The 22,978-nt window shown below is 49.2% G+C and carries 16 protein-coding genes, 1 tRNA gene and 1 riboswitch; of the genes, 10 read left to right on the top strand and 7 right to left on the bottom strand.

The features are described 5' to 3' along the window. Positions 1 to 182 precede the first annotated feature (182 nt). The gene (locus tag H8K38_RS10830; RefSeq protein WP_186884840.1) at positions 183 to 1,550 is read right to left on the bottom strand and encodes a carbohydrate porin; all 1,368 of its coding nucleotides are present in this window, start codon (positions 1,548 to 1,550) and stop codon (positions 183 to 185) included. A 1,238-nt stretch (positions 1,551 to 2,788) separates the two neighbouring features. Next, positions 2,789 to 2,899: riboswitch (yybP-ykoY riboswitch) on the top strand. 90 nt (positions 2,900 to 2,989) lie between these two features. On the opposite strand from H8K38_RS10830, the gene H8K38_RS10825 reads away from it, so the two are divergent. From H8K38_RS10825 to H8K38_RS18445, 3 genes are all read left to right on the top strand, one after another. Continuing rightward, positions 2,990 to 3,994, top strand: coding sequence for a sodium:calcium antiporter (locus H8K38_RS10825; RefSeq protein WP_186884966.1), 1,005 nt, complete (start codon positions 2,990 to 2,992; stop codon positions 3,992 to 3,994). A 392-nt stretch (positions 3,995 to 4,386) separates the two neighbouring features. Continuing rightward, positions 4,387 to 4,551 (top strand): hypothetical protein, encoded by a 165-nt coding sequence (locus tag H8K38_RS10820; protein ID WP_186884839.1) that lies wholly within the window; start codon positions 4,387 to 4,389, stop codon positions 4,549 to 4,551. Between the two features lie 776 nt (positions 4,552 to 5,327). Then, on the top strand, positions 5,328 to 5,594 hold the full coding sequence (locus H8K38_RS18445) for a YkgJ family cysteine cluster protein (RefSeq protein WP_255422922.1): 267 nt from the start codon (positions 5,328 to 5,330) through the stop codon (positions 5,592 to 5,594). Positions 5,595 to 5,626: 32 nt separating this feature from the next. On the opposite strand, the gene H8K38_RS10815 is transcribed toward H8K38_RS18445, so the two are convergent. Both H8K38_RS10815 and H8K38_RS10810 read right to left on the bottom strand, forming a co-directional pair. After that, the gene (locus H8K38_RS10815; protein WP_186884838.1) at positions 5,627 to 8,977 is read right to left on the bottom strand and encodes a PAS domain-containing protein; all 3,351 of its coding nucleotides are present in this window, start codon (positions 8,975 to 8,977) and stop codon (positions 5,627 to 5,629) included. A 346-nt stretch (positions 8,978 to 9,323) separates the two neighbouring features. Beyond that, the gene (locus H8K38_RS10810) at positions 9,324 to 9,791 is read right to left on the bottom strand and encodes a hypothetical protein (RefSeq protein WP_186884837.1); all 468 of its coding nucleotides are present in this window, start codon (positions 9,789 to 9,791) and stop codon (positions 9,324 to 9,326) included. A gap of 443 nt (positions 9,792 to 10,234) precedes the next feature. Here H8K38_RS10810 and H8K38_RS10805 point away from each other — a divergent pair, with 443 nt between their 5' ends. Genes H8K38_RS10805 through H8K38_RS10795 form a run of 3 tightly spaced genes read left to right on the top strand, consistent with a single transcriptional unit; the run spans position 10,235 to position 13,769 of the window. Continuing rightward, positions 10,235 to 11,080 carry an undecaprenyl-diphosphate phosphatase gene (locus tag H8K38_RS10805; RefSeq protein ID WP_186884836.1) on the top strand — a complete coding sequence of 282 codons (846 nt, stop codon included), beginning with the start codon at positions 10,235 to 10,237 and terminating at the stop codon, positions 11,078 to 11,080. Positions 11,081 to 11,083: 3 nt separating this feature from the next. Continuing rightward, positions 11,084 to 12,928 (top strand): DNA helicase RecQ, encoded by a 1,845-nt coding sequence (gene recQ, locus H8K38_RS10800; protein ID WP_186884835.1) that lies wholly within the window; start codon positions 11,084 to 11,086, stop codon positions 12,926 to 12,928. 22 nt (positions 12,929 to 12,950) lie between these two features. Continuing rightward, positions 12,951 to 13,769: a hydratase gene (locus H8K38_RS10795; protein WP_186884834.1), complete on the top strand. Its 819-nt coding sequence runs from the start codon at positions 12,951 to 12,953 to the stop codon at positions 13,767 to 13,769. 51 nt (positions 13,770 to 13,820) lie between these two features. Here the strand turns inward: H8K38_RS10795 and trmB are convergent, their stop codons facing one another. Both trmB and H8K38_RS10785 read right to left on the bottom strand, forming a co-directional pair. Beyond that, a complete protein-coding gene (gene trmB, locus H8K38_RS10790; RefSeq protein WP_186884833.1) occupies positions 13,821 to 14,537 on the bottom strand; it encodes a tRNA (guanosine(46)-N7)-methyltransferase TrmB in 717 nt (238 codons plus the stop codon). A gap of 25 nt (positions 14,538 to 14,562) precedes the next feature. Then, a tRNA-Gly gene (locus tag H8K38_RS10785) sits at positions 14,563 to 14,636 on the bottom strand. A gap of 238 nt (positions 14,637 to 14,874) precedes the next feature. Between H8K38_RS10785 and H8K38_RS10780 the strand changes: the two genes are divergently transcribed. Together H8K38_RS10780 and H8K38_RS10775 are read left to right on the top strand one after the other, a co-directional pair. Next, entirely contained in the window at positions 14,875 to 15,318 is a 444-nt protein-coding gene (locus tag H8K38_RS10780) for a thioesterase family protein (protein ID WP_186884965.1), read from the top strand. A gap of 61 nt (positions 15,319 to 15,379) precedes the next feature. Then, a complete protein-coding gene (locus tag H8K38_RS10775) occupies positions 15,380 to 15,736 on the top strand; it encodes a DUF1304 domain-containing protein (protein ID WP_186884832.1) in 357 nt (118 codons plus the stop codon). Between the two features lie 64 nt (positions 15,737 to 15,800). On the opposite strand, the gene H8K38_RS10770 is transcribed toward H8K38_RS10775, so the two are convergent. Together H8K38_RS10770 and H8K38_RS10765 are read right to left on the bottom strand one after the other, a co-directional pair. Then, entirely contained in the window at positions 15,801 to 16,910 is a 1,110-nt protein-coding gene (locus tag H8K38_RS10770; protein ID WP_186884831.1) for a phospholipase A, read from the bottom strand. Positions 16,911 to 16,962: 52 nt separating this feature from the next. After that, entirely contained in the window at positions 16,963 to 17,706 is a 744-nt protein-coding gene (locus H8K38_RS10765; RefSeq protein WP_186884830.1) for a TIGR00730 family Rossman fold protein, read from the bottom strand. Between H8K38_RS10765 and polA the strand changes: the two genes are divergently transcribed. Then, on the top strand, positions 17,707 to 20,487 hold the full coding sequence (gene polA, locus H8K38_RS10760) for a DNA polymerase I (RefSeq protein WP_186884829.1): 2,781 nt from the start codon (positions 17,707 to 17,709) through the stop codon (positions 20,485 to 20,487). 707 nt (positions 20,488 to 21,194) lie between these two features. Further along, positions 21,195 to 22,886 (top strand): PAS domain-containing methyl-accepting chemotaxis protein, encoded by a 1,692-nt coding sequence (locus tag H8K38_RS10755; RefSeq protein ID WP_186884828.1) that lies wholly within the window; start codon positions 21,195 to 21,197, stop codon positions 22,884 to 22,886. Positions 22,887 to 22,978 lie beyond the last annotated feature (92 nt).

The raw sequence follows: 22,978 nt of genomic DNA, 5'->3' as shown, positions 1-22,978 counted from the left end.
AACGTTGTAGCCTGAGTTGTTGATGTGTCGCCAATTCAGCAACCTGCATGCACTGATTGATTTTCGTGGCGCGATATCTTCATGCAAAATTGTATTGAAAAAGCCGTCATGTTGGTCATCGAGAACGGCGCTTTTAGTTTGCGCGACCATTTTCAGATTTGTTCTCATAATTTCAACCTTATTTATAACTCTGCATGCAAGCGAACTCCATAAATCGAAAATGGACCACGATCACGGTTATACGCCGGGTTTGTGACGTGTTGATAATCAAGAGTGAGCTTTAAATTTTTGGTCAAAGATGTTGAATAGAAGGCTTCGACAATCTTTTCCTTGCCATAATTTAATTGTCCATCTCCGACTAAAATACCAATGCCACCTGCGGTAAAGTAGGCTTTTGCTTCTGCTGATAAGGCATTTACTGCTGCAGCAATACCAATCTTGTCGCTTGCTCTTCCCCAGCTAGTTCCTTGCAATGAAAAACCACCCGAAATCGAACGATTGATGTCAGTAAATTCATAGGCTTCTTTTTTTCCACTGTTGACACCCATGCGAGCAAATACACCTAAATCGTTCGTCAGTTCTTGTTCAAAATTTAGTGTGATACCCGGGTTAGAGCTGTCATGGCGAACAAGGGAAGTATCAGGCGTGGCATTAGTCAGTTGTCCAAGTCGAACTGCATCACGGTAATCCCCCATCCTACCAACGTTAACAAATGCTAATAGTTTGATTTTTCCTGGGTGCCCATCCCACTCATGGCGGTGTTCGAGTTCAGCCACGAAACTATGCTGATGAAAATGAAATCCCACCACCTTTTGATTTGGAACTTCAGACATTTGGAATGCGCCACCACGCAGACTCCACTTATCTTGATTCCATTCAATCGTCGCACCGTTCGTAAAACCCCAGGAATCCGCCGCATAGTCAAATGTGCCCGAGTCGATAATTGACCAGTTTAAAAAGTCAGATCGTGGATCATGCGCGTAACTATTATTATCAAAAATATCAACGACCGAGAATTTACCAACAGTTATGACTATATTATTTGTACTTTGCGTCGACGCCAATTGGTTGGTACTTTCTTCGACTTTTTGTTCATCACCACTCAATGAAATGACGTGACGTACAAATGCGCGTGGTAGGCGAAGATAGGGACGATTCTCGCCAATTTTGTAGCCCTCTCCGTTCGGAAACCCAGCCATTCCCACCGTGTTGCTTAAACCAAAACCTTGATCTATCTCTGGGTTTAACCACAGCTCAGTATTTTTCCCTAAACAGCGACCGAGAAACAAGGTTATGTCAGTGGTATTTGTATTTCGAGCAGACGGATCCATGCTGTTTGTACCGCTGTATGGTGCAGTAAAATCAGGATGCCATTGATTTACATAGGTCATTTGCCAATGGGTACTCCATTCATCTAACAGAAAAGATGGCGTAGTGAGAATCGCATTATTTTCAGGTGCAATATCTGCTGCGCACGCAGTCATGGTAATGCCCGAAAAAGTGACGAAGACTGAGCACACTGCAATCTTTATTTTAGTGATTTGAAACATAACAAAACTCCGCAAAAATGAACGAATTAAAAAGCGTTTTTGTCGGCTTAAGTTCAATTGTCAATTGATCGATGTTTGCGCGCACGCAGACGGTGCTCATCATTGACGAATAACCCCAATGATGAAAATCTAGATCAATATCGAAACAAATAACAATGTGCTATATGGTCTCGACGAATTAGTTTGGAGGTCGGTAGTGAGAAAATAATTTCCACTGTTTGGATACCGCCATCTGCATGTAGCAAGACGACGGCAAGAGAATTCTTGGCAGGTCGTGCTACGGCAGAGTCAAAATTAATAATCGACAACTATAACAATCTGAGCTTATGCCCACGAAAAACTCCATTGATTGAATACTGTTTAAATGCACTTCAGAAAATGAAATGCAATACAAATTTATATTGATGATTAACGGCTTGAATGTGATTTTGAGACCAACATACCGTAGATCCCACTACCGCTTCTTACGCTGCGGTTTGAAAATCGATGATTGCTTTTAATTGTCGCATCTACTTGCTTGCTCGACCAACCAAATGTCCAGTTAACGACTCTGTCCAACGTACGGCTTGAGGATGTGAAACGTGTAATTTCTAATTTTTTCATTTTTATACTCACTTGAAAAAGAAACTCGTACAAATGAGAAGTTCGGTGTGATATCGAACTTCTCTCATTTTCAATGACCTTCAAATCTGGAGTTCACTTTGTATGAAATGTTTAGTGATCCAGAACGAGGTAAGTTCAAAAAGCAAAAAGTGTCTCTTGTCCAAGTAGAAAAAAACTACTTAGTTACGGCGAATGTGTTTGAATAGCCTATTAGTTGCAAGTGCAAAAATAGATAGTCACGCAAACGCGCAATGCGGCAAACGGTAAGTGGGGATGACGACGTGAAGTCGTTGACACTACAGCTAACTCTTAGCTGTAGCAGAGAAATGACTGCGAAGCTTAAGCGATGTTGGCTGGGGTGTTACCCAAATTTAGCAAGCGACAACTGCAACTGTCCAAGATCAAAGCTCCATATTTTTTCGATGCAGAATTTTAGTTTTTACTTCAAAAGTGTGTCAAGCAATAAAACCACATTCAGGCAATTTAATTTGTCTTTTTAAATAATGATTCTCAGCTACCTGAATAACCAAGAGATTCCCAGCATATAGCATCCCATAAATGGCTTGTGACTTCGGCGAGAAGCATTTTAGTGGCAATGAACCATATCAATATTTAAAAAAAACAGTAAAATGCGGGCTATTGTCATTGGGGAGTAGCCATCTTTAGCAGCCCCGCTAAAGAGATCACGTCAACAAACTTGAGACCTCATGTCTCATGGCGTGCTCAGCCTCTGTATTAGGAGAGCTAGGCGAGACCTTTGGCCGCATGCGTTTTGCCAGCCGGGCAAGTCGCATTTGCGCGCCATTGGAATCTTACTTGCCCGGCACAATAACTTCATGTTCCTGACACTTATCCTATTTTTTTCATCTGCAGGTGCCATCTATTTAGCCTGCGAATACTTCGTCAACGGTATCGAATGGTTCGGTCGTCGTTTGAATCTCGGTGCAACTGCCGTTGGTTCTGTGCTCGCCGCTTTTGGTACGGCATTGCCTGAAAGTGCGGTAACCTTTATGTCCGTTGTGTTTGGTACCACACCAGACCAAAAGGATATTGGCGTTGGTGCAGCCATGGGAGGCCCTCTTGTTCTCGCCACACTGGGCTATGCCGTCGTTGGTTTGGCCTTACTTTTTCATCGTCGGCGACTCGAACGGGATACGCATCATATTCACGCCGACCATGTTCGTTTAAGCCGGGATCAAGTTGCATTTCTTGCGGTGTTTGTGGTGAAAGTTGGACTCGGTTTAGTCGCTTTTGCGATCAAGCCTTGGTTGGGCATACTTTTCTTGGCAGCCTATGCAATCTACGTATGGCGCGAAATTCAAGAGAGCGATACCGCACCTGAAGAGGAGGAGATCGAGCTCCTTAAAATCCGCCCGTCCGAATTAGAACCTTCCCTGAAATGGGCTGGCTTGCAGGTAACGCTTGCTTTGATCGTGATTAGTGCAGCATCCCATGTTTTTGTTGGGCAGCTTGAGAGTATCGGTACAAACTTACAGTGGCCACCGCACCTGGTGGCATTATTGCTGAGCCCAGTGGCAACTGAGTTGCCAGAGATGATGAATGCACTTATCTGGATACGGCAAGGCAAAGAGCGCTTAGCGCTAGCTAATATTTCCGGAGCCATGATGATTCAAGCGACCATCCCCAGCGCTTTAGGCATCTTTTTTACTCCATGGCTCTTCGATGGCCCCCTGGTGGCTGCAGGCGTATTGACCACCTTAGCAATTGTATTTCTGTGGCAGCTTTTTAGGCGTGGCGCAGTCGATAGTCGTGTGCTGATCGCTGTTAGTGCTTTATACGGCGTTTTTGCTTTGCTTATTGCCTTCTATTTTCCACGCTGATTGCACTAGCAGAGACAAGTATCAGACTTCTCAGGTTGAACGTCGTCTACAGCTTCGATAGTCTAACTTTTAGCTTTGGGAGAGCCGCATCAAGCGATAAAATGCCCTCCCAAAAGGTCGTTCCGGGAGCAATACACGTAGTGTGAAACCAGTAACGCCAATCGATGCCCCAATTGATGCTCTACCACCTCAAAGAGGTAATCCTTGAAGTCGAGTAGATCCTGTGCATGGTTGCTCGATACATTGAGCAGCGGGCTGGACTGTGGATAACATGCTAAATTGATGGTTGGTATAATTTTATTAATTATCAGTAGATTGATGTGTAAAAATGAGAGTATGCGAAATACTTGAAACACCCTACAGTCCTCATTCAACCTAGCGTCAGGTCGGTTATGCGGCTACCCAAATATCTTTTCAAACTGGTCTACGACCCTTCAGAAAACAAGAGATGGGCTTACTGGGTCGAAAACATCGACAACACAAAAGCAGGAAAATCGATCACCTATGAAGAACTAGTCAAACGCACCGGCATACAGTTCTTTACTGAGAGAATGTAAGTGACAAAATAAAAAACCTGTTCATTGACATGAACAGGTTTTTTCACCAGCGTTGAATGTCCGTTCTTGGCCGAACTCGGACTATGTCTGTGCAAGATAGCATCTTGCTTAGCTGAAAAATACGTGAAATCTCACAACTTCGAACGGCGATGCCGACAACTCCACGAACACTAGCCTAGCTTCAAGCTATCCGGCCACTGGACGGCATTGGGCTGGAACGAGTGACATGGTTTAAGCGAGAACAGCCGGCGGAAATAGATGAGAATACGCAATTTAGTTTGAGACCCTAAATTTAGAAACAAATTATCCAGAAAAATAGGTCAATTTTAAGCACAAATTAACACTAATTGATTCAAGAATATATTGTCGTAAGCAGCGCAAAATCAGAAGAAGGCTATTTCTGTTCAAGTTGTAACATAGCACGCCTAAGCAAAGACGAATGCTTAACTCTTTGATTTTAAAGACGACTCATTCAAGACTATATTCGGATGAAACATCCTGCGCATCATGCTAGAAAGACAGCGGCAAAACCAGGCAAATGCGACAAAATGCCAAAATCTGCACTTAAAATGATGAATTGACGGCATCACCTGCATGCAGGTATTAGCCGTTCTACCAAGCGCAACGCCATCGCACCCTGGCTCATTAATCATTGGATGTCTAAGCAAGTATGAAAAGAATTCACGGTCGTAAGCCAACACGCGCAAATTCAGAGAATGCTGTTAACGCATTCCACAGAACAATATCCGCCCAGTCCGCCTTATCCCAAAAAAAGGATGCGATCCATGCAGTGTCGTGATGCTTGCGGTGCGTGCTGTATCGCACCATCGATTTCCAGCCCGATACCTGGCATGCCTGAAGGGAAGCCTGCAGGCGTTAAATGTATACAGCTGGCAGACGATCTGCGATGTCTGATTTTTGGGAAGCCTGAGCGACCTGCCTGCTGTTCGGGCTTGCAGGCGTCACATGACATGTGCGGAACAAATCGCGAACACGCAATGTTATGGTTGCATGAACTGGAAAAAGCGACCGCACCGCGATGAACATCATGCAAACGCTGAATCCCGCACTGTTCTTATTTCTGTGCCTTTACGATGCGGTTGCGTCCACCGTTTTTAGCCCGATATAGCGCCGCATCGGCCTCCGCTAAAATGCTCTCGGGGCTGCCATTCAGCGCTGCGATACCTCCGCTCAGAGTGATTCTGATGCAATGGCCTTCACCGGAATCGATCTTGCTGTCTTCCAGAGCAATACGTAAACGTTCAGCGACCATCATGCCGTCTTCAGCGCTGGTATTCGGTAACAGCACAGCAAATTCCTCGCCCCCCAGACGGCCGGCCAGATCGTCTTTACGCATGGTATTGCCGTGCAGAAGACCGGCAAGGTAAACCAGCACTGCGTCGCCGGCAGCGTGACCAAAGCTGTCATTCACATGCTTGAAGTGATCAAGGTCGAGCATAATCAGCATGCCGCCTTTTCCGCCTTGCGCGATCAATGTCAGCTCTGCCTGCAGACGCGCCATGAAGGCGCGGCGATTCGCCAATCCCGTGAGCGCATCAGTAGTCGCTAAATACTCCAGATTCTGCTCATGGCGTCGCCGCTCGGTGACGTCACTGACGATCATCAGGCGACCAATATTGTCGTCGCCGTTTTTCAGCGGAATCAGATTAATTCTGATGGTGCGGCCATCCGGCAAACTGTATTCGCCATCTTCGACAGATTCTTGGAATGTATCCAGAATGTCTTGCGAAATCATTTTGCGAAAGGCTTCCCGGTTGATCCCGGTCAGCGCCACAGGAGGCGTCTGCACCCCCAGAAGATCACAGATCACTCGGTTCGCCACAACAACGTCACCATTCTGATTTTGCGCCAGAACGCCACCCGGAAAATGTTGTATGACTTCAAATAAGTGCGCGCGGGTACTGCGTAACGCATCCTCTATCCGCCGGCGCTCGGTGGTATCGACCATGGTCCATATCAGATCACCCTCAGGGTTATCGGGATCCAGCAAACTGCCACGAACCGCAAACCAGCGCAACTCACCACCAACGATAAACTGTTGATAATCAATATTGATACCGCCATCCTGCCGCACCGTTCTGTAATAGCCGCCAAAGGTATCAAAAGAATCGTCGTCAGGATGGATGATGCGAATACTCCTGCCGGTTAATGCTAAGCCATCTTCAGAAAACGTATCAATTGCACGCTGATTTGCCAGACGGATAATGCGCTGCGAGGTAGTCACAAACAAAGCCGCCGCCGCATTATCAAGCAAGGCACGGCGCAAGGTTGTATCGGCCATGCGCTGACTGATGTCCGTCTGCGTTCCTATGACCTGTAGTCCTTTGCCATTGAGTTCCTGCGTAATCTGGCCGCGTATTTCTACCCAACACCAATCACCTTGTGATGTCAGCAGACGGGTTTCAACATGAAACGGCTCACTGCGCTCTATTTGCGCCTGTAATTGCTGTAGCACGCTCGTTCTGTCGTGCGGATGCAGCCACTGGCTCCAGTCATCAAATTGAATAGTGTCATCGTGTGCCGGATAACCCAGCATTTCATGACAACGCGCATCGAGTTGGATCTGACCGCTGCCAAGATCCCAGTTCCACAGACCATCCTGCACCGCCAATACGGTCAGGCGTAAACGTTCTTCGCTTTGTTGCAAGGCTTCATGCTCTGCATGTTGTTTGGTCACGTCTTGTATATAACCGTGCCACAAGGTATTGCCGTCAGCTTCACGCTCAGGATTAGAGCATCCGGCTAACCAGCGTATCTCACCGTTATCACGGACAAAGCGATATTCGTTGAACCAGGGTGTCAGCGCACGGGCGGATTCGTCAATACTGGCGCGCAGTTGCGGCTGATCCTGAGGATGAACGTGCTCAAGCAGAAAAGCAATATCCTTTGCCGCTTCTTCCGGCGTCGTATCGTAAATATCCACAATATGCGGACTCGCATACGGGAAATAGCCGCTACCATCAGGGCGTTGGCGATATTGATAAACAACGCCCGGTACTTGCGCCACCAGTTTGGTCAGGCGTTGCTCTAATTCTATGCGCGCAGCCTCGACTTCACGACGCGCGGAAATATCGGTAAAAATACCAAACACCTTACGTGCCCGGCCATCTTCGTCATGCAGAATCACCCTGCCGCGCGCACTGATCCAACACCATCCGCCATCGCTACGCAGCATTCGATGTTCGTTCTCAAAGTTATCGGTTTTACCGTGGCGTACCTGTTCCAATTCGGCATACACCGCTGGCCAGTCATCCGGATGAATCAAACGCCGGATACCCTCAATACTCTGTTCAAGGTCGTCCGGAGTAATGCCCAATATGAAATGAATGCGACTATCGATGTTCATGTGGTCGTTACTCAGATCCCAATCCCAGACACCGAATGCGCCGCCTTCCAGCGCCATCTCGAAACGCTGCATATGCTCCTGCAGCAACATCTGTTTGCGACGCACGCGCTCGAATAAGGAAACAATCCACAACACGGCAGCCAGAATAACAAGCGTACCCAGCGCATTTCTCCAGCGGCTGTCAGAAATCGCCTCATGTAAATTCTCCAGTGCACGCTCACTATCGAGACCGACGCTGACCACGAGCGGATAGTTTTTCAAGCGGTTCCAGGCGTAGTAACGCTCAACACCATCAACCTTTGCCTTGACATGATATTCCCCCTGGTTTTTTTGTGGCATACGCACAAATTCACGTTCCGGCGCGACCCATTGCGTCATCGCCTTATCCTGCATGACCGAGCGCGCCAGGTAGCTGCCATCGTTGCGCACGACAAATGCGACATCGCTGCCGCCGGAAAACACCTCACGGAAATAATTGGAAATGTAATCGGGTGAGATGGAGAGCACCAACACACCGGCAAATTGACCGGCACGCTCCACCGGGTAAGAAAACTGAAGCGACCATTTGCCTGAAACGCGCCCCATGATCGGACGGCTGATAAATAATTTTGCAGGGCCACCATGTGTATGCGCCAGGAAATGCTCACGGTCTGCAATCGACACTTTAGGTGCTGCGCCCTGCGGGTCGGACAAACTCGAATAAACGAGATTTCCACTGACATCGGCGACGGCAATTTGCAAGATGCTGTCACGCGGAAAAGTCTTGAGCGCGGTCTCAACTGAACGCGGAAAATCCGGTGCACGGTCAGTTACGAACTTCGTTGCGAGCGTGTGTGCCAGATATTCGAGACTGGCGATCGACGAGCTGACCTGCGTCACCATCGCCGCCGACATTTGCACTGCTCGCAAACGCGTCTGATATTTATTGTCCTCTAATTCAGAGGCCTGATAACGCAGCAACTGCGTCCAATACAATGCGCATAGCAGTAATGCCAACGCAATCGCAATGAAGGGACGTAAAAATGCACGGTGACGGGGGAAAATTCTGCTGGATATCATTTTAATCATGCTTTCAACTACCGGGTATTCACATTCGGTAGCTTTCTGTTTCGCACGCATTGACCTCAACACGTGCAACTAAGTTCAGAATAAGCGATTTATTGACGAAACAGAACAGAGCAAAAACTCTATCTTTGCGGAAACGACGGCTAAATCAAATCATAGACACAATGATTGACATTTAGTCGTCAAAAATAGACGGAAATGTGCTTCCAATTTAGTATCGGAAAAAGAAAATGCACCGTCAGCAATTGACGATGCATTTGAAGAATAAAGCGAAGAATAGCGTCATTCCAAAAATGGAATATCGAGAAATTAAGTGGCCGCAGCGCCAGCTTATTTCTGATTACATCAGGCGCATACGCATAGTGTCGCCATTCAGAAAGAAAAGCGACACACCATCGTCGTGCGCTTTCACCAGATCGACCTGTTGTTCGAGTACCGTTGCATAGATTTTCTTGCCATCTGCACGGAAAATTCCGAACCAGCATTTGCTATTGGAAATCAGCTTAGAGACTGAACGTGCCGCCAGAAATAAATACTCACTACCACGCACGTTCATGCTGGCACTCAGTATCTGCCCACGCGCAAATGGCGTTGGCAGATGCGCCGAGATAATCCGTGCACCCTGATGATCAACTTCCATCACTGCACCTTTGGTCGGCCGGGACGGCTTCACTACAAATTGATACGGCCCCATATTTGTTGGCACCTTCGCCGCAATTTCTGCGGTTTCCGGAAAATCCTGAAAATACGTCTCCGAATTTGCTTGCTGCTTCAGGGAAGCGCTGGTTTGTATGCCGGATTTTTGCATGGTGATATCTCCTCTGCTGGCAATGATGTGCAGACATCTGCATTCGTTTTCCATCTCGTCACTCAACAAGGCGATCACGATGGAGGAGTAAAGTATCTTTAAACCACACAAGAACAACAATAATTTTTAATTAAGTATTAAATTCCGATACCACGCGTAGCAATATATGCACGGCATTGCTTACCCTGCCCAGACCGCGCTACACAGGCAAAAACATACTCCCCCCAGTATCTAAAACAGCCCAGCAAATACGCTGACATTAGCTGCATTATTGAAAAACAGGGGGGGAGTATGCATTTCTGGCCGTATTTTCCGGGTCACGGGCGGCAAAAACCGGAATTGAGTCGCGTCTGGCATGTTAAGCTTCGTGCCTGCTAAAACTGCGGCTTCCGCCCGGTTCCACATCGCCCGATTCAACATCGATTACACAAGTGAATAACGCTATGGATTTACTGCTCGCCGTTAAAATTATCATCATGGGCATCGTCGAAGGCCTGACGGAATTTCTGCCTATCTCTTCCACCGGTCATCTGATCCTGACCGGCAGCCTGTTGAATTTCACCGGCGAGACGCAAAAAGTATTTGAAATCGTGATTCAGGCTGGCGCTATTTTCGCCGTGTGCTGGGAATACCGCGCCAAAATTGCCTCGGTGTTGTCTGGCCTCGGCAGCGCCCCCAAAGCGCGCAAATTCACGCTCAATTTGCTGATCGCCTTTTTTCCGGCCGCGATTCTGGGCCTGCTGTTTTCCAAACACATCAAAGCCGTGCTATTTGCACCGGTGCCAGTAGCGCTCGCCTTCATCGTCGGAGGCCTGATTATTTTGTGGGTAGAACGCAATCAGAAAGGTGCCGACACGCATGATGACAGCCATGCGCGGATACAGACGGTCGATGACATGACACCACTCGATGCGCTCAAGATCGGCGTCGCGCAGGCGTTTGCGCTGATCCCCGGCACCAGTCGTTCCGGCGCCACCATTATCGGCGGCATGCTGTTCGGCCTGTCACGCAAAGCGGCAACCGAATTCTCCTTTTTCCTGGCGATACCAACGCTGCTGGGCGCCACGGTTTACTCGCTCTACAAAGCCAGAAACGAATTGTCGATGGCAGATTTGCCGATGTTCAGTCTGGGTACCGTGGCGGCGTTTATTTCCGCGTTCTTTTGCGTACGCTGGCTGTTGCGCTACATCAGCTCACACAATTTCAATGTGTTCGCCTGGTACCGCATCGCATTCGGCATCATGATTCTGATCACCGCATATACCGGCATGATTCAATGGGTTGATTAAGCAGTGTCATCAGCAAGTTATCCCGCCAATACGGTTGATCAGGCGCAGCACCTGCTGCAAACCGTTTTTGGCTATCCCGCTTTCCGTTCGCAACAAGGCCAGATCGTAGAACATGTCGTGCACGGTGGCGATGCACTGGTACTCATGCCGACCGGCGGCGGTAAATCGCTGTGCTATCAGATTCCGGCACTGATCCGTCACGGCGTTGGCATTGTTGTGTCACCACTGATCGCGCTGATGCAGGATCAGGTCGATGCGCTGGCCGAAGTCGGCGTACGCGCAGCATTTCTGAATTCCACCCAGAGTTTTGACGAGATCCTTGCGGTTGAAAAAAAGATGCGCGAAGGCGAGCTCGATCTGGTCTACATCGCGCCCGAACGTTTGCTGACGCAACGCTGCCTGGAATTGCTGGAAGTCGTCGATATCGCCTTGTTCGCGATTGACGAAGCGCATTGCGTATCGCAATGGGGACATGATTTCCGTCCTGAATATATCCGTCTGTCGATACTGCACGAACGCTTTCCGCAAGTGCCGCGCATTGCACTGACGGCCACCGCCGATCAGCAAACCCGCGATGAAATCATCCATCGTCTGCGTCTGGAAAATGCGCTGCAATTTGTGTCTTCGTTTGATCGCCCGAATATCCGTTATCAGATCGTAGAGAAAGGCAACGGGCGTAAGCAGTTGCTGGATTTCATTCAGGCGCAGCATGCGGGTGACGCCGGTATCGTGTATTGCCTGTCGCGCAAAAAAGTCGAAGAAACTGCCGAATTTCTGAATGAAAACGGCATCACCTCCCTGCCCTATCACGCCGGTATGGACATGACGGAGCGCAGCCGCAATCAGGCACGCTTTCTTCGCGAAGACGGCATCGTCATGTGCGCGACGATTGCGTTTGGCATGGGGATAGATAAGCCGGATGTGCGTTTCGTCGCTCATCTGGATCTGCCAAAAAGCGTCGAAGGTTATTATCAGGAAACCGGACGCGCCGGACGCGATGGTGCCAGCGCCAATGCCTGGATGGCGTATGGCTTGCAAGACGTGGTGCAGCAGCGCCGTATGATCGATGAATCGGAAGCCAACGACACCTATAAACGCGTGCAAGGCGTCAAGCTCGATGCCATGTTATCGCTGTGCGAAACCCTGAATTGCCGTCGCGTACATATTCTTGATTATTTCGGACAAGCATCCGAACCCTGCGGCAACTGCGACACCTGCCTCAGCCCGCCGACTTCATTTGATGGCACGATCGCTGCACAAAAAATTCTCTCCACCATTTACCGCGTCGATCAGCGTTTTGCTGCTGGTCATATTGTCGATATCTTGCGCGGCATCGATACCGAGCGCGTGCAACAGTGGCGTCACGAACAGTTGTCAACCTATGGCATAGGATCAGACAAAAGCGAAGCCGAATGGCGCGCGATTCTGCGCCAATTGATTGCACTCGGCCTGATTGCCGTTGACTATGAAAATTACAGCTCACTGAAACTGACCGAAGCATCGCGCGCGGTCTTACGCGGTGAAACCAAAGTTCAGTTGCGGCAATACAAAAAAGCAGAAAAAGCGGTGAAACATAAACGCCAGTCTGCGAAAGATTATGCGGAAGCCGAGCTCGGTGCAGAAGAACAGGCCTTGTTCGACAAGCTGCGCTGGTGGCGTGTCGAAACAGCGCGTACGCATAATGTCCCTGCGTATGTGATATTCCCCGATGCCACATTGCGCGAAATCGCCCGCAACGCACCGCAAACACTGACCGCGCTGCGTGCGATTTCGGGCGTCGGTGATAAAAAACTCGACAGTTATGGCGCAGAAATTTTGCAATTGATTGCAGAACTGCACGCGACCTGACATGACAATGGAGCATCTGGATATGCCCTCTTTTCAATCGGATCAACAACAGCGCTTTTCTGAAGCGGCAGCTATCCTGCTCCAACGCAGGCGTCATGGCAGCAAAGGCGAACGATTACCAGAGTCCAGCCGCCCGCAAAATCTGGATCAGGCACTGGCGATACAAGCAGAAGTCAGCGCGCAATCTGGTGACAAAATAGCCGCATGGAAATGCGGAATGCCGGGTGCAAATACGGTCGTACTCGCACCGATTTATGCCAACACCGTTTTTCAAGAAGCTGACACCTGCCCGGTCTGGAGCGATCAGCCATGCGCACGCATAGAACCGGAACTGGCCTTTATTCTCGGGCGTGATTTACCGCCTCGCGCAGAGTCTTATACGGTTGCCGAAATCGATGCGGCTATCCGGGAAACACGACTGGCGCTGGAATTGATAGGCACGCGTTACAGCGATCCCGACGCTGCTACTTTTGCCGAACATCTTGCCGATGGATTGTTTAATCAGGGCTTATATCTTGGCTCGGTGATTCATACAAACATTCACACCGACATTCATACCGACGATGCGGCAAACTTACAAACGATGCTGATAAAGATCAGTTGCGCCGGACATACGCCACAAGAATTTTCCGGTGTGCATCCGGCAGGTAACCCGCGTGCGCCGCTGTATTGGCTGGTGGAGTTTCTGCGCAACCGTGGTCAGGGTTTGCGGGCAGGTCAGGCCATTATTACCGGCTCTTATGCCGGCAGCCCCGATGTTCCGTTGCATGAAGATATCAGCGTCAGTTTCGGGCTGCTCGGTGAATTGCATGTGCGTTTTATCAGTAAAACGCCAGCATAAAAAAAGGCAGCTCAGATTAACTGGCTGCCATTATTTAAGCTACTGCTGATATTATTTTTTACGGAACACCAGATCCCACACACCATGCCCTAAACGCAGACCACGGTTTTCAAATTTGGTCACCGGACGATAGTCAGGACGCGGCGCATAGCCGTCTGCCGTATTTTCCAGCGCAGGCTCGGCACTCAACACCTCAAGCATCTGCACGGCGTATTCTTCCCAGTCAGTCGCACAATGCAGATAACCACCAGACGCCAATCGTGACGCCAATAATTGCACCAATGGTCCCTGTATCAGGCGGCGCTTATTGTGACGCGCCTTGTGCCACGGATCAGGAAAGAACACGTGCACACCATGCAAAGACGTTGGCGCAATCATATTGGTTAAGACTTCGAATGCATCATGCTGAATAATGCGCTGGTTTTGCAAGCCCATCTCATCGGTCAGTTTCAGCAGACTGCCAACGCCCGGCGTGTGTACTTCAACGCCGATGAAATTTTTCTCAGGCATGCTGGCAGAAATCTTGGCACTGGTTTCACCCATGCCAAAACCAATTTCAAATACCGTCGGCGCATGACGGCCAAAAGCCGCGTCAATATCAAGTAGCTCTTTTTTATACGGAATACAAAAACGCGGCCCCAGAGTTTCAATCGCACGCGCCTGCGCATCAGACAAACGTCCGGCGCGGGTCACAAAGCTGCGGATGCGGCGCTCAGTAGGGTCATAAAACAGCGGTTTGCTGCTGTCAGCAGGCTTGGAATCAGGCATACGGGAAATCAAAGGAAGAATTTACTGGAGCGGGTGAAGGGAATCGAACCCTCGTATGAAGCTTGGGAAGCTGCCGTTCTACCATTGAACTACACCCGCGAAACCGCCATTTTACGCGGGTTTGACTATCCTTGGCAAACCGCCAGCCGCCTGGCTGACGGTCACGGAATCCGGAATGATGAATGCGTGCGATGTCTTAACATCACCACAGCAGGTTCCGATTTCATGCGTTAAAACGTGCTGGCGGCTTGGATAGTCAACTTAGGAAGCCGTCCAAGATCGCCTCAGAACGGCTAAACAGCTACAATCAGACTTTATGTCTTTTTCCAGAATTCCCATGGCTCGCCTGCAATTGCATTTCCCTGAAGACCAGTATTACTACTCCACTCAGCTCACCGTTCGCGTTACTGATATCAATGGTGCTAACCATCTCGGTAACGATTCCATGATCTCGATGATTTCTGAAGCGCGTGCCCGTTTCTTGTTTGAGTTCGGTATCCGGGAAACGGCTCAGGATGGCATCGGTATTATCGTCACAGACTTGGCGACAACCTATAAAGCCGAGGGACATGCGCGAGACCAGTTGCTGTTTGAAGTCGGCGTGATGGATTTTAATAAATACGGCGGCGACATTACTTTCCGCATCAGCCGCCCGGCAGATCAGGCGCAGGTCGCAATGGCAAAATCAGGTTTTGTATTTTTTAATTACCAGTTGGGAAAAGTCGTTCCTATGCCGGAAGAGTTTAAAAACAAATTTAATCGCGTTAACTGGCTGGACTGATGCTCAAAAATGCAAGATCCGTTATGATCATCATAATTAATAATATAAAAGGAGCATCTGCATGTCTTTAATCGGAAACGTCATCGTTGGGCTGGTTGCGTTATTACATGTCTACATTCTGATACTGGAAATGTTTTTATGGGAAAAACCAGCTGGACTGAAAGCCTTCAGGCAAACCAAAGAATCCGCCGCTGCCACCAAAGTGCTGGCAGCAAATCAGGGTTTGTATAATGGATTTCTCGCCGCTGGCTTATTCTGGGGACTCAGCCTCGGCAGCGCCGGACATGATGTGAAGGTGTTTTTTCTTGCTTGCGTTCTGCTTGCCGGTTTGTACGGTGCGGCAACCGCCAGCAAGAAAATTCTCTACATCCAGGCATTGCCCGCCTTGCTCGGTCTGATACTGCTGAATGTCGCCTGAGCCTGCAGTTTCGTCATTCATCTCCAAAAAAGCCCGTCAGTTATCAACGACGGGCTTTTTTTTATCAACGCCACTCGACCAGAGAAATGCCGAGGCCAAACCGGTTTTGCCGGAAATTGTAATCAATCAGACTTTCGCCATAACCACTGAATATCTGAGCATATCCATGCAAACCAGCAACCAGCGGAAATGCCCATTCCAGCTGAACGGAACCACGGGATTCTTTCCCAGAACGCAAACTATGCCTTCCCTGAAAAGTAAAAATATGTTCGCCGGTTTTGCGGGTCAATAACAACTCACCCCGGCCAATATAATTTTCAATGCCTGGATTATCATCTGCACCAGCCGTTTCCTTGATGCGCCACCAGGGACGCAGACTGAGGCTCCAATCGCCACGCTCGGCGGCGACTTCACCAATCACACGATTCCAGCTGCGTGACAGAGGCAGGGAACGGCCATTCGACTGGTGGTTTAAACTGACCGAAGCCATGCGTCCATGCCAGCCCATGACTTCAAACGGTGTGGAAAATACCGCCATCAGTTCAGGCTCATAATTCGTTTCGCGGAATGGTCGCGACAAATCGTCGTTGTACACCTGCCAGCGTGAGGATTGCGTATAGCCGCCCCAGATCGTCGCGCGGTCGCCAAATAAACCGTCAATAATCTTGGACTTAAAACTCAACTGGAATTTTGCTTCGGCAGGGCTCAGTCCCATCGCATCGGACTGATGCCCCGGAGTTGGCGAGAATGGCGCTTTGTTGATCCGGCTACTGTAGGTCGCTGGCAAGATGTACACAGGTTTATACAAACGCGGTAAAAACCGTGGATTTTTATTCGACGGATCAAGATCCCAGCGCTCGGTCAATCCATCGACCCGCTCGCTCAGAAACGAGCGCGGCGCCTCACCTTCTGCAACAACGGCAACCGGTGCAATAGGTGAAACGACGGTTTCCGCTGTCATTGCAGGTGCAAGATTAACGGCATTTGCACCCGCCACACTCTTATTCCTGTTATGCAATTGATCGTAACAGGCGAGTCTCTCTGCATCGTTTGCCAACTCAACGCAATTACTCTGTGCGGCAGCATTCAGACATGGTGCCATCAGCAACAGCGCGCTCATCGGCCATATCTTCTGACACGGCTTATTTGATTTATTCGTTTTATTCTGTTTCATTGCATTTTTTCTTGTCTGGCATCATCATTGGCGGACATTTCTTGTCCTGTGATTACAAGTACAACATGCGTTGCCGTTCGTCTTCAGAAGGCTCGATATCGCGTGCTTCGTAGAAGGCAAAAATCGCATCGACAATATTTGCGGGCTCATCAATCAGATGCACCAGATTCAGATCCGACGGCGCAATCATGCCATTGCCCGCCATCTGTACCCGGATCCATTCCAGTAAGCCGCTCCAGAAACTGGTGCCCACCAGAATCACGGGTATATGCCGCGTCTTGCCGGTTTGGATCAGCGTCAACACTTCGCTGACTTCATCCATCGTGCCAAAGCCGCCGGGAAACACAACATACGCATCCGCATATTTAACAAACGCCACTTTGCGGGCAAAAAAATGACGAAAACTGAGGCTGATGTTTTGCCAAGGGTTTGTGCGCTGCTCGTGCGGCAATTCGATATTCAGTCCCACCGATGGAGAAGCCCCTTCGTATGCGCCTTTATTCGCAGCTTCCATAATGCCGGGACCACCGCCGGAAATGACGGCAAAACCCTGATCTGACAAGCGCCGGGAAAGGTCCACACAGAGCTGATAGTATTTGTCTTCCGGTTTGGTTCTGGCTGAACCAAAAATAGTCACGGCCGGGCGTATCGTCGAAAGGCGCTCGGTGGACTCGATAAACTCTGCCATAATCGTGAACATATGCCACGATTCACGCGCTTTTAAGGCGGTTGCCTTATCTCTGTCGATAATCTGGCGCAACCTCGTTACATCTTTTCTGTTTCCGTTTCCGTTCATATGCAAAATACCCTGTTATTAGTTGATGGCTCAAGTTATCTGTACCGAGCCTTTCACGCCATGCCCGATCTGCGCAATCCGCAAGGAGAGCCAACCGGCGCCATCTACGGCATCATCAACATGCTACGCCGTTTGCGCAGTGATTATCCGGCAGCATACATGGCATGTGTATTTGATGCAAAAGGCAAAACTTTTCGCGACGACTTGTATCCAGAATACAAAGCGCAACGCGCGGCCATGCCCGATGATTTACGTCTGCAGATAGAACCGATACACGAAGCCGTCAAAGCCATGGGCTGGCCCATCCTGATGGTCGAAGGCGTCGAAGCCGATGACGTGATTGGTACACTCGCGGTTGAAGCAACAGCACGCGGCCTGAACACCATCGTTTCTACCGGTGACAAAGATCTTGCTCAGTTAGTCAATCCCCACGTCACCCTGATCAACACCATGAGCAATGAAAAACTCGATGAAGCAGGCGTACTGGCAAAATTCGGTGTACCACCTGAGCGTATCATCGATTATCTGACGCTGATCGGCGATACCGTCGATAACGTTCCGGGTGTGACCAAATGCGGCCCCAAAACAGCGGTCAAATGGTTGAATGAATACGATAGTCTCGATGGTGTGATCGCCAATGCCGACAAAATCAAAGGCGTGGTCGGCGATAACCTGCGAGCTGCATTAGACTGGTTGCCGCAGGGTCGCGTGCTGATCACCGTCAAAACGGATTGCGATTTATCAGCACATCATATTTCTATCGATGAATCGCTGGTCGCGAAAGAAGAAAGCAAAGAAGCGATGCTCGCGTTCTACAAACGCTATGGTTTTAAAACCTGGCTACGCGAATTATCCGGTGACGCAACGGCAGGTGCGACGCCGTTAAGTTCAACAGCAAAAACCACTACTGGTTCAGGTAATACGCCGGCACAGGCGGGCTTATTCAATGACGACGGCGCAATACCTGCAACCGTTATCAGCAATTACGAAACTGTGTTAACCGAAGCCCAGCTTGATGCCTGGATCGCACGCATCAATGCTGCCAGCCTGACCGCTGTCGATACCGAAACAACCTCGCTCGAACCGATGACAGCGCAACTGGTCGGGATTTCTCTATGCTGCGAAGCAGGTCATGCCTGCTACATTCCTGTTGCACATCAATATGCAGATGCACCGACACAACTGTCGCGCGCATCGGTGCTGGAAAAACTCAGGCCGTGGTTAGAAGATGACAGCAAAGCCAAGGTCGGGCAAAACCTGAAATACGATACGCATATTTTTGCAAATCATGGCGTCGCTTTGCGCGGCATCGTCCATGACACCCTGCTCGAATCTTACGTCTTTGAGTCGCATAAATCGCATAACATGGACAGCCTTGCGCTGCGCCATCTCGGCAAAAAAACCATCAGCTTTGAAGACGTCTGCGGCAAAGGCGCGGCACAAATCTGTTTCGATCAGGTCGAGCTGCAACGGGCGACAGACTATGCCGCAGAAGATGCTGATATCACACTGCAATTGCATCTGGCGATGTGGCCAGAAATCGAAACAGACGCCAGCTTGCAACGCGTCTATCACGACATAGAATTACCGACTTCGGTCGTCCTGCAAAAGATAGAACGCAACGGCGTCCTGATCAATAAAGACTTGCTCAATGCTCAGTCAAATGAAATCGGCAAACGCTTGCTGGAGCTGGAACAAAACGCCTACGAACTGGCAGAACAACCGTTCAATCTGAATTCCCCCAAACAGCTCGGTGAGATTTTCTTTGGCAAACTGGGTTTGCCCGTCGTCAAAAAAACACCATCCGGTGCGCCGTCGACGGATGAAGAAGTTTTACAAAAACTTGCGGAAGATTACCCGCTGCCCAAAGTATTGCTGGAATACCGAGGCCTCGCAAAACTCAAATCGACATACACCGACAAACTGCCGAAAATGGTCAATGCGCAGACAGGTCGCGTGCATACCAACTATGCGCAGGCCGTTGCCGTGACTGGTCGGCTGGCATCGAATGATCCGAATCTACAAAATATTCCGGTACGCACGGCAGAAGGCCGGCGTATCCGCGAAGCCTTTGTCGCAGCACCTGAGCATGTGATTATTTCCGCTGATTATTCGCAAATCGAATTACGCATCATGGCGCATATTTCCGGTGATGCCAGCTTACTGAAAGCCTTTGCCGATGGCGAAGACGTGCATAAAGCCACCGCCGCTGAAATTTTTGGTGTTGTGCTTGATGATGTCACGAGCGAGCAACGACGCTACGCGAAAGTGATTAATTTCGGTCTGATCTACGGCATGAGCGCGTTTGGCCTCGCCAGCAATCTCGGCATAGAACGTGCGGCGGCACAAAGCTATATCGACAAATATTTTCAGCGCTATCCCGGCGTTGCGCAATACATGGCCGATACCCGCACCAAAGCCAAGGCTCATGGCTATGTCGAAACTGTGTTCGGACGGCGACTGTGGCTGGCAGAAATTAACAGCCCGAATGGCCCGCGTCGTCAGGGCGCCGAACGTGCAGCGATCAATGCGCCTATGCAAGGCACTGCTGCCGACCTGATTAAACTCGCCATGATTGCAGTGCAAAACTGGCTGGAAAACGATCACTTGCAATCAAAGATGATCATGCAAGTCCACGATGAACTGGTGCTCGAAGTACCGGAATCTGAACTCGAACTGGTACGCAAAAAATTGCCAGAACTGATGGCGAATGTGGCGCAGCTGCACGTTCCTTTGCTGGCAGAAGTCGGTATAGGAAAAAACTGGGAAGAAGCACATTAAAGTGCATTAATTTCCGCGACATCTCCTTTATATATGCGGCTGCTGGCAGCGTTTCATGCCAGCAGCCGCATATATATTCAACATAGCCAACGATAATAGTTGCCCATAATTGCCGACTATTGATACTGCCTCTGGTGCGAACGCATTGTTTAGCTCAAGTCACCGACAGCACGCCCATTTTTGTCTGATTAACGTCATACGTTAATCCCTTCGTTTACCTTGAAACGTTAATTAAAGTTAAGTCTGTCAGTCCTTTTTGCAGCAAATAAGATCCGTTCCTGCCTGTGAAACAGCCAGATTGGCACTGATCACACCCATCCTCTTGCAACTGCATTTAACTTTGCACGTCAATAGCGACGCAATAAATTTCGACATATCCACTGAGCAACTTTCCTTTTACAGGCAAAAAATTTACTTATTGTCAGCTATATTTTCTTGGCGTAGAGTCGAAAAGGAGCAATTTTTGATCGCTGAAAATGTTCCGCACTCTGGCATTCTGAGTGTGTTTTTTAATGCATATCACCTGCTTAGGTACTCTGATTTTTGACATTAACCTGTAAGTCACATCGTTCTTTTTTTATCAAATACGCAGAGTGATATTGAATGTTTCAATGCGTCTCAAGCTGTACAAAGCAGTACTGAGAATTTATGTTGAACCAAACAGGATGCGGAGATTCCAGCCGCTCAGATCATGAAAGAGGAATACCATGCGTTTAAATATGCCTGTCAGTCAGAATGAACATCCGATCAGTGATACAGAATCAATTGTCTCGACCACCGACTTACAAGGAAACATTACTTACGCCAATCCTTATTTCATTGAAGTCAGTGGTTTTACAACAGATGAGCTGATAGGTGCACCACAAAATATTGTTCGTCACCCTGACATGCCCGTTGAAGCCTTTGCCGATTTATGGAGCACAGTTAAATCCGGCTTACCATGGACCGGTATCGTAAAGAATCGCTGCAAAAATGGCGACTATTACTGGGTCTGTGCGAATGTCACACCGGTGATTGAGGAAGGTAAGCCAGTCGGCTATATGTCGGTACGTACCAAGCCATCGCCCCGACAAATCAGTGACGCAAAAAAATTGTATGCAGAACTGAAAAACGGCAACCCGAATAATATCCGCCTGCATCAGGGTGGCGCTCGCAGTAATAATTTTATTGCCCGGTTACGTTCTCGTTTCAGGTTCTCCATCAATCATCACCTCGCTCTGACCGCGGCTCTGATGGTCACTTCTTTTATTTTTACGCTGATCTGCAATTTTGTGGCGATAAACCCGGCGACTGAAAGTCAATGGCTGACAGGGCTGCTGTTTCTGTCCACTTTCAGCGCGCTGTCATCGTGGTACAACTTTCACCGGGCCGTCACGATTCCCAGCCGACGGGCGCTGGAGGCCTGCAAAATTATGGCGGGCGGCGACCTGACCGGCGAAATCAATACCAGCCGTACCGATGATCTGGGACAGGTGTTACGAATGCTGAGACAGTTACGAATTAACCTGCACTCTATCGTCGGTGATGTCCTCAAGAATGCAGAAAAAATAGGGCTGGCAACCAAAGAGATTGCGGCGGGCAACCTGGATTTATCCAGCAGAACTGAATCGCAGGCATCCTCGCTTGAAGAAACCGCCGCCAGTATGGAGCAGTTTGCATCGACCGTATCGCAAAACTCTGACAACGCAACACAAGCCAGCACCATGGCGAACGAGGCCTTACATATCGCTGGCAGCGGTGGGGAAATTTCAGATCAGATGGTCGCGACGATGGATGACATCAGCCATTCCTCCAAACGCATGATAGAAATTACAGGCATCATCGAAGGTATCGCATTTCAAACGAATATTCTGGCGTTGAATGCTGCGGTCGAGGCTGCCCGCGCAGGCGAACAGGGACGCGGCTTCGCCGTCGTGGCATCAGAAGTGCGTAATCTGGCGCAACGCAGCGCGTCTGCATCAAAAGAGATCAAAGAACTGATTGATGAATCCATGCAAAAAATTCAGACAGGTTCGTCGCTCACCAGTAATGTCGGCGGTGCCATGCGGGAAATTATCACCACAACGGAAAAAGTAACGAGCGTCATGGGGGAAATTGCCTCAGCTTCACAAGAGCAACGTGCAGGCATATTGCAAGTCAATGACGCGGTTACGCTGATGGATGAGGTGACACAGCAAAATGCCGCATTGGTAGAAGAAGCGGCAGCCGCAGCAGCGAGCCTGGAAACCCAGACTACAACGCTGGTCAGTGCATTATCAGTTTTCAAGCTGACTCATCGTTCGTCGCAGACATCAGCAAAACACGTGTCATATGCTCAGCAATCACGCACAAAAGCAGTACCGCGTTCCACATCTGTGAAAAATCGTCAACCTGTTACGCAGATAGAACAGCTAAGCTGAGCACCGCCTCCCCTGGAAAACCCGCGTATCAGGACTGATCTGGCGTGGGTTTTCTTTTTTTCTGGTGTAACAGCATGCGCCATCTCTCAAAA

Source organism: Undibacterium sp. FT79W (assembly GCF_014284215.1).
GTDB classification, from domain to species: domain Bacteria; phylum Pseudomonadota; class Gammaproteobacteria; order Burkholderiales; family Burkholderiaceae_D; genus Undibacterium; species Undibacterium aquatile.
The sequence above is the reverse complement of the archived record's forward strand: the minus strand, read 5'-3'. Positions and strand labels throughout refer to the sequence as shown.

Coding starts and splice junctions, on each gene's coding strand:
- H8K38_RS10830 (WP_186884840.1), bottom strand. CDS start 1,550: ATGTTTCAAATCACTAAAATAAAGATTGCAGTGTGCTCAGTCTTCGTC.
- H8K38_RS10825 (WP_186884966.1), top strand. CDS start 2,990: ATGTTCCTGACACTTATCCTATTTTTTTCATCTGCAGGTGCCATCTAT.
- H8K38_RS10820 (WP_186884839.1), top strand. CDS start 4,387: ATGCGGCTACCCAAATATCTTTTCAAACTGGTCTACGACCCTTCAGAA.
- H8K38_RS18445 (WP_255422922.1), top strand. CDS start 5,328: ATGCGATCCATGCAGTGTCGTGATGCTTGCGGTGCGTGCTGTATCGCA.
- H8K38_RS10815 (WP_186884838.1), bottom strand. CDS start 8,977: ATGATATCCAGCAGAATTTTCCCCCGTCACCGTGCATTTTTACGTCCC.
- H8K38_RS10810 (WP_186884837.1), bottom strand. CDS start 9,791: ATGCAAAAATCCGGCATACAAACCAGCGCTTCCCTGAAGCAGCAAGCA.
- H8K38_RS10805 (WP_186884836.1), top strand. CDS start 10,235: ATGGATTTACTGCTCGCCGTTAAAATTATCATCATGGGCATCGTCGAA.
- H8K38_RS10795 (WP_186884834.1), top strand. CDS start 12,951: ATGCCCTCTTTTCAATCGGATCAACAACAGCGCTTTTCTGAAGCGGCA.
- trmB (WP_186884833.1), bottom strand. CDS start 14,537: ATGCCTGATTCCAAGCCTGCTGACAGCAGCAAACCGCTGTTTTATGAC.
- H8K38_RS10780 (WP_186884965.1), top strand. CDS start 14,875: ATGGCTCGCCTGCAATTGCATTTCCCTGAAGACCAGTATTACTACTCC.
- H8K38_RS10775 (WP_186884832.1), top strand. CDS start 15,380: ATGTCTTTAATCGGAAACGTCATCGTTGGGCTGGTTGCGTTATTACAT.
- H8K38_RS10770 (WP_186884831.1), bottom strand. CDS start 16,910: ATGAAACAGAATAAAACGAATAAATCAAATAAGCCGTGTCAGAAGATA.
- H8K38_RS10765 (WP_186884830.1), bottom strand. CDS start 17,706: ATGAACGGAAACGGAAACAGAAAAGATGTAACGAGGTTGCGCCAGATT.
- polA (WP_186884829.1), top strand. CDS start 17,707: ATGCAAAATACCCTGTTATTAGTTGATGGCTCAAGTTATCTGTACCGA.
- H8K38_RS10755 (WP_186884828.1), top strand. CDS start 21,195: ATGCGTTTAAATATGCCTGTCAGTCAGAATGAACATCCGATCAGTGAT.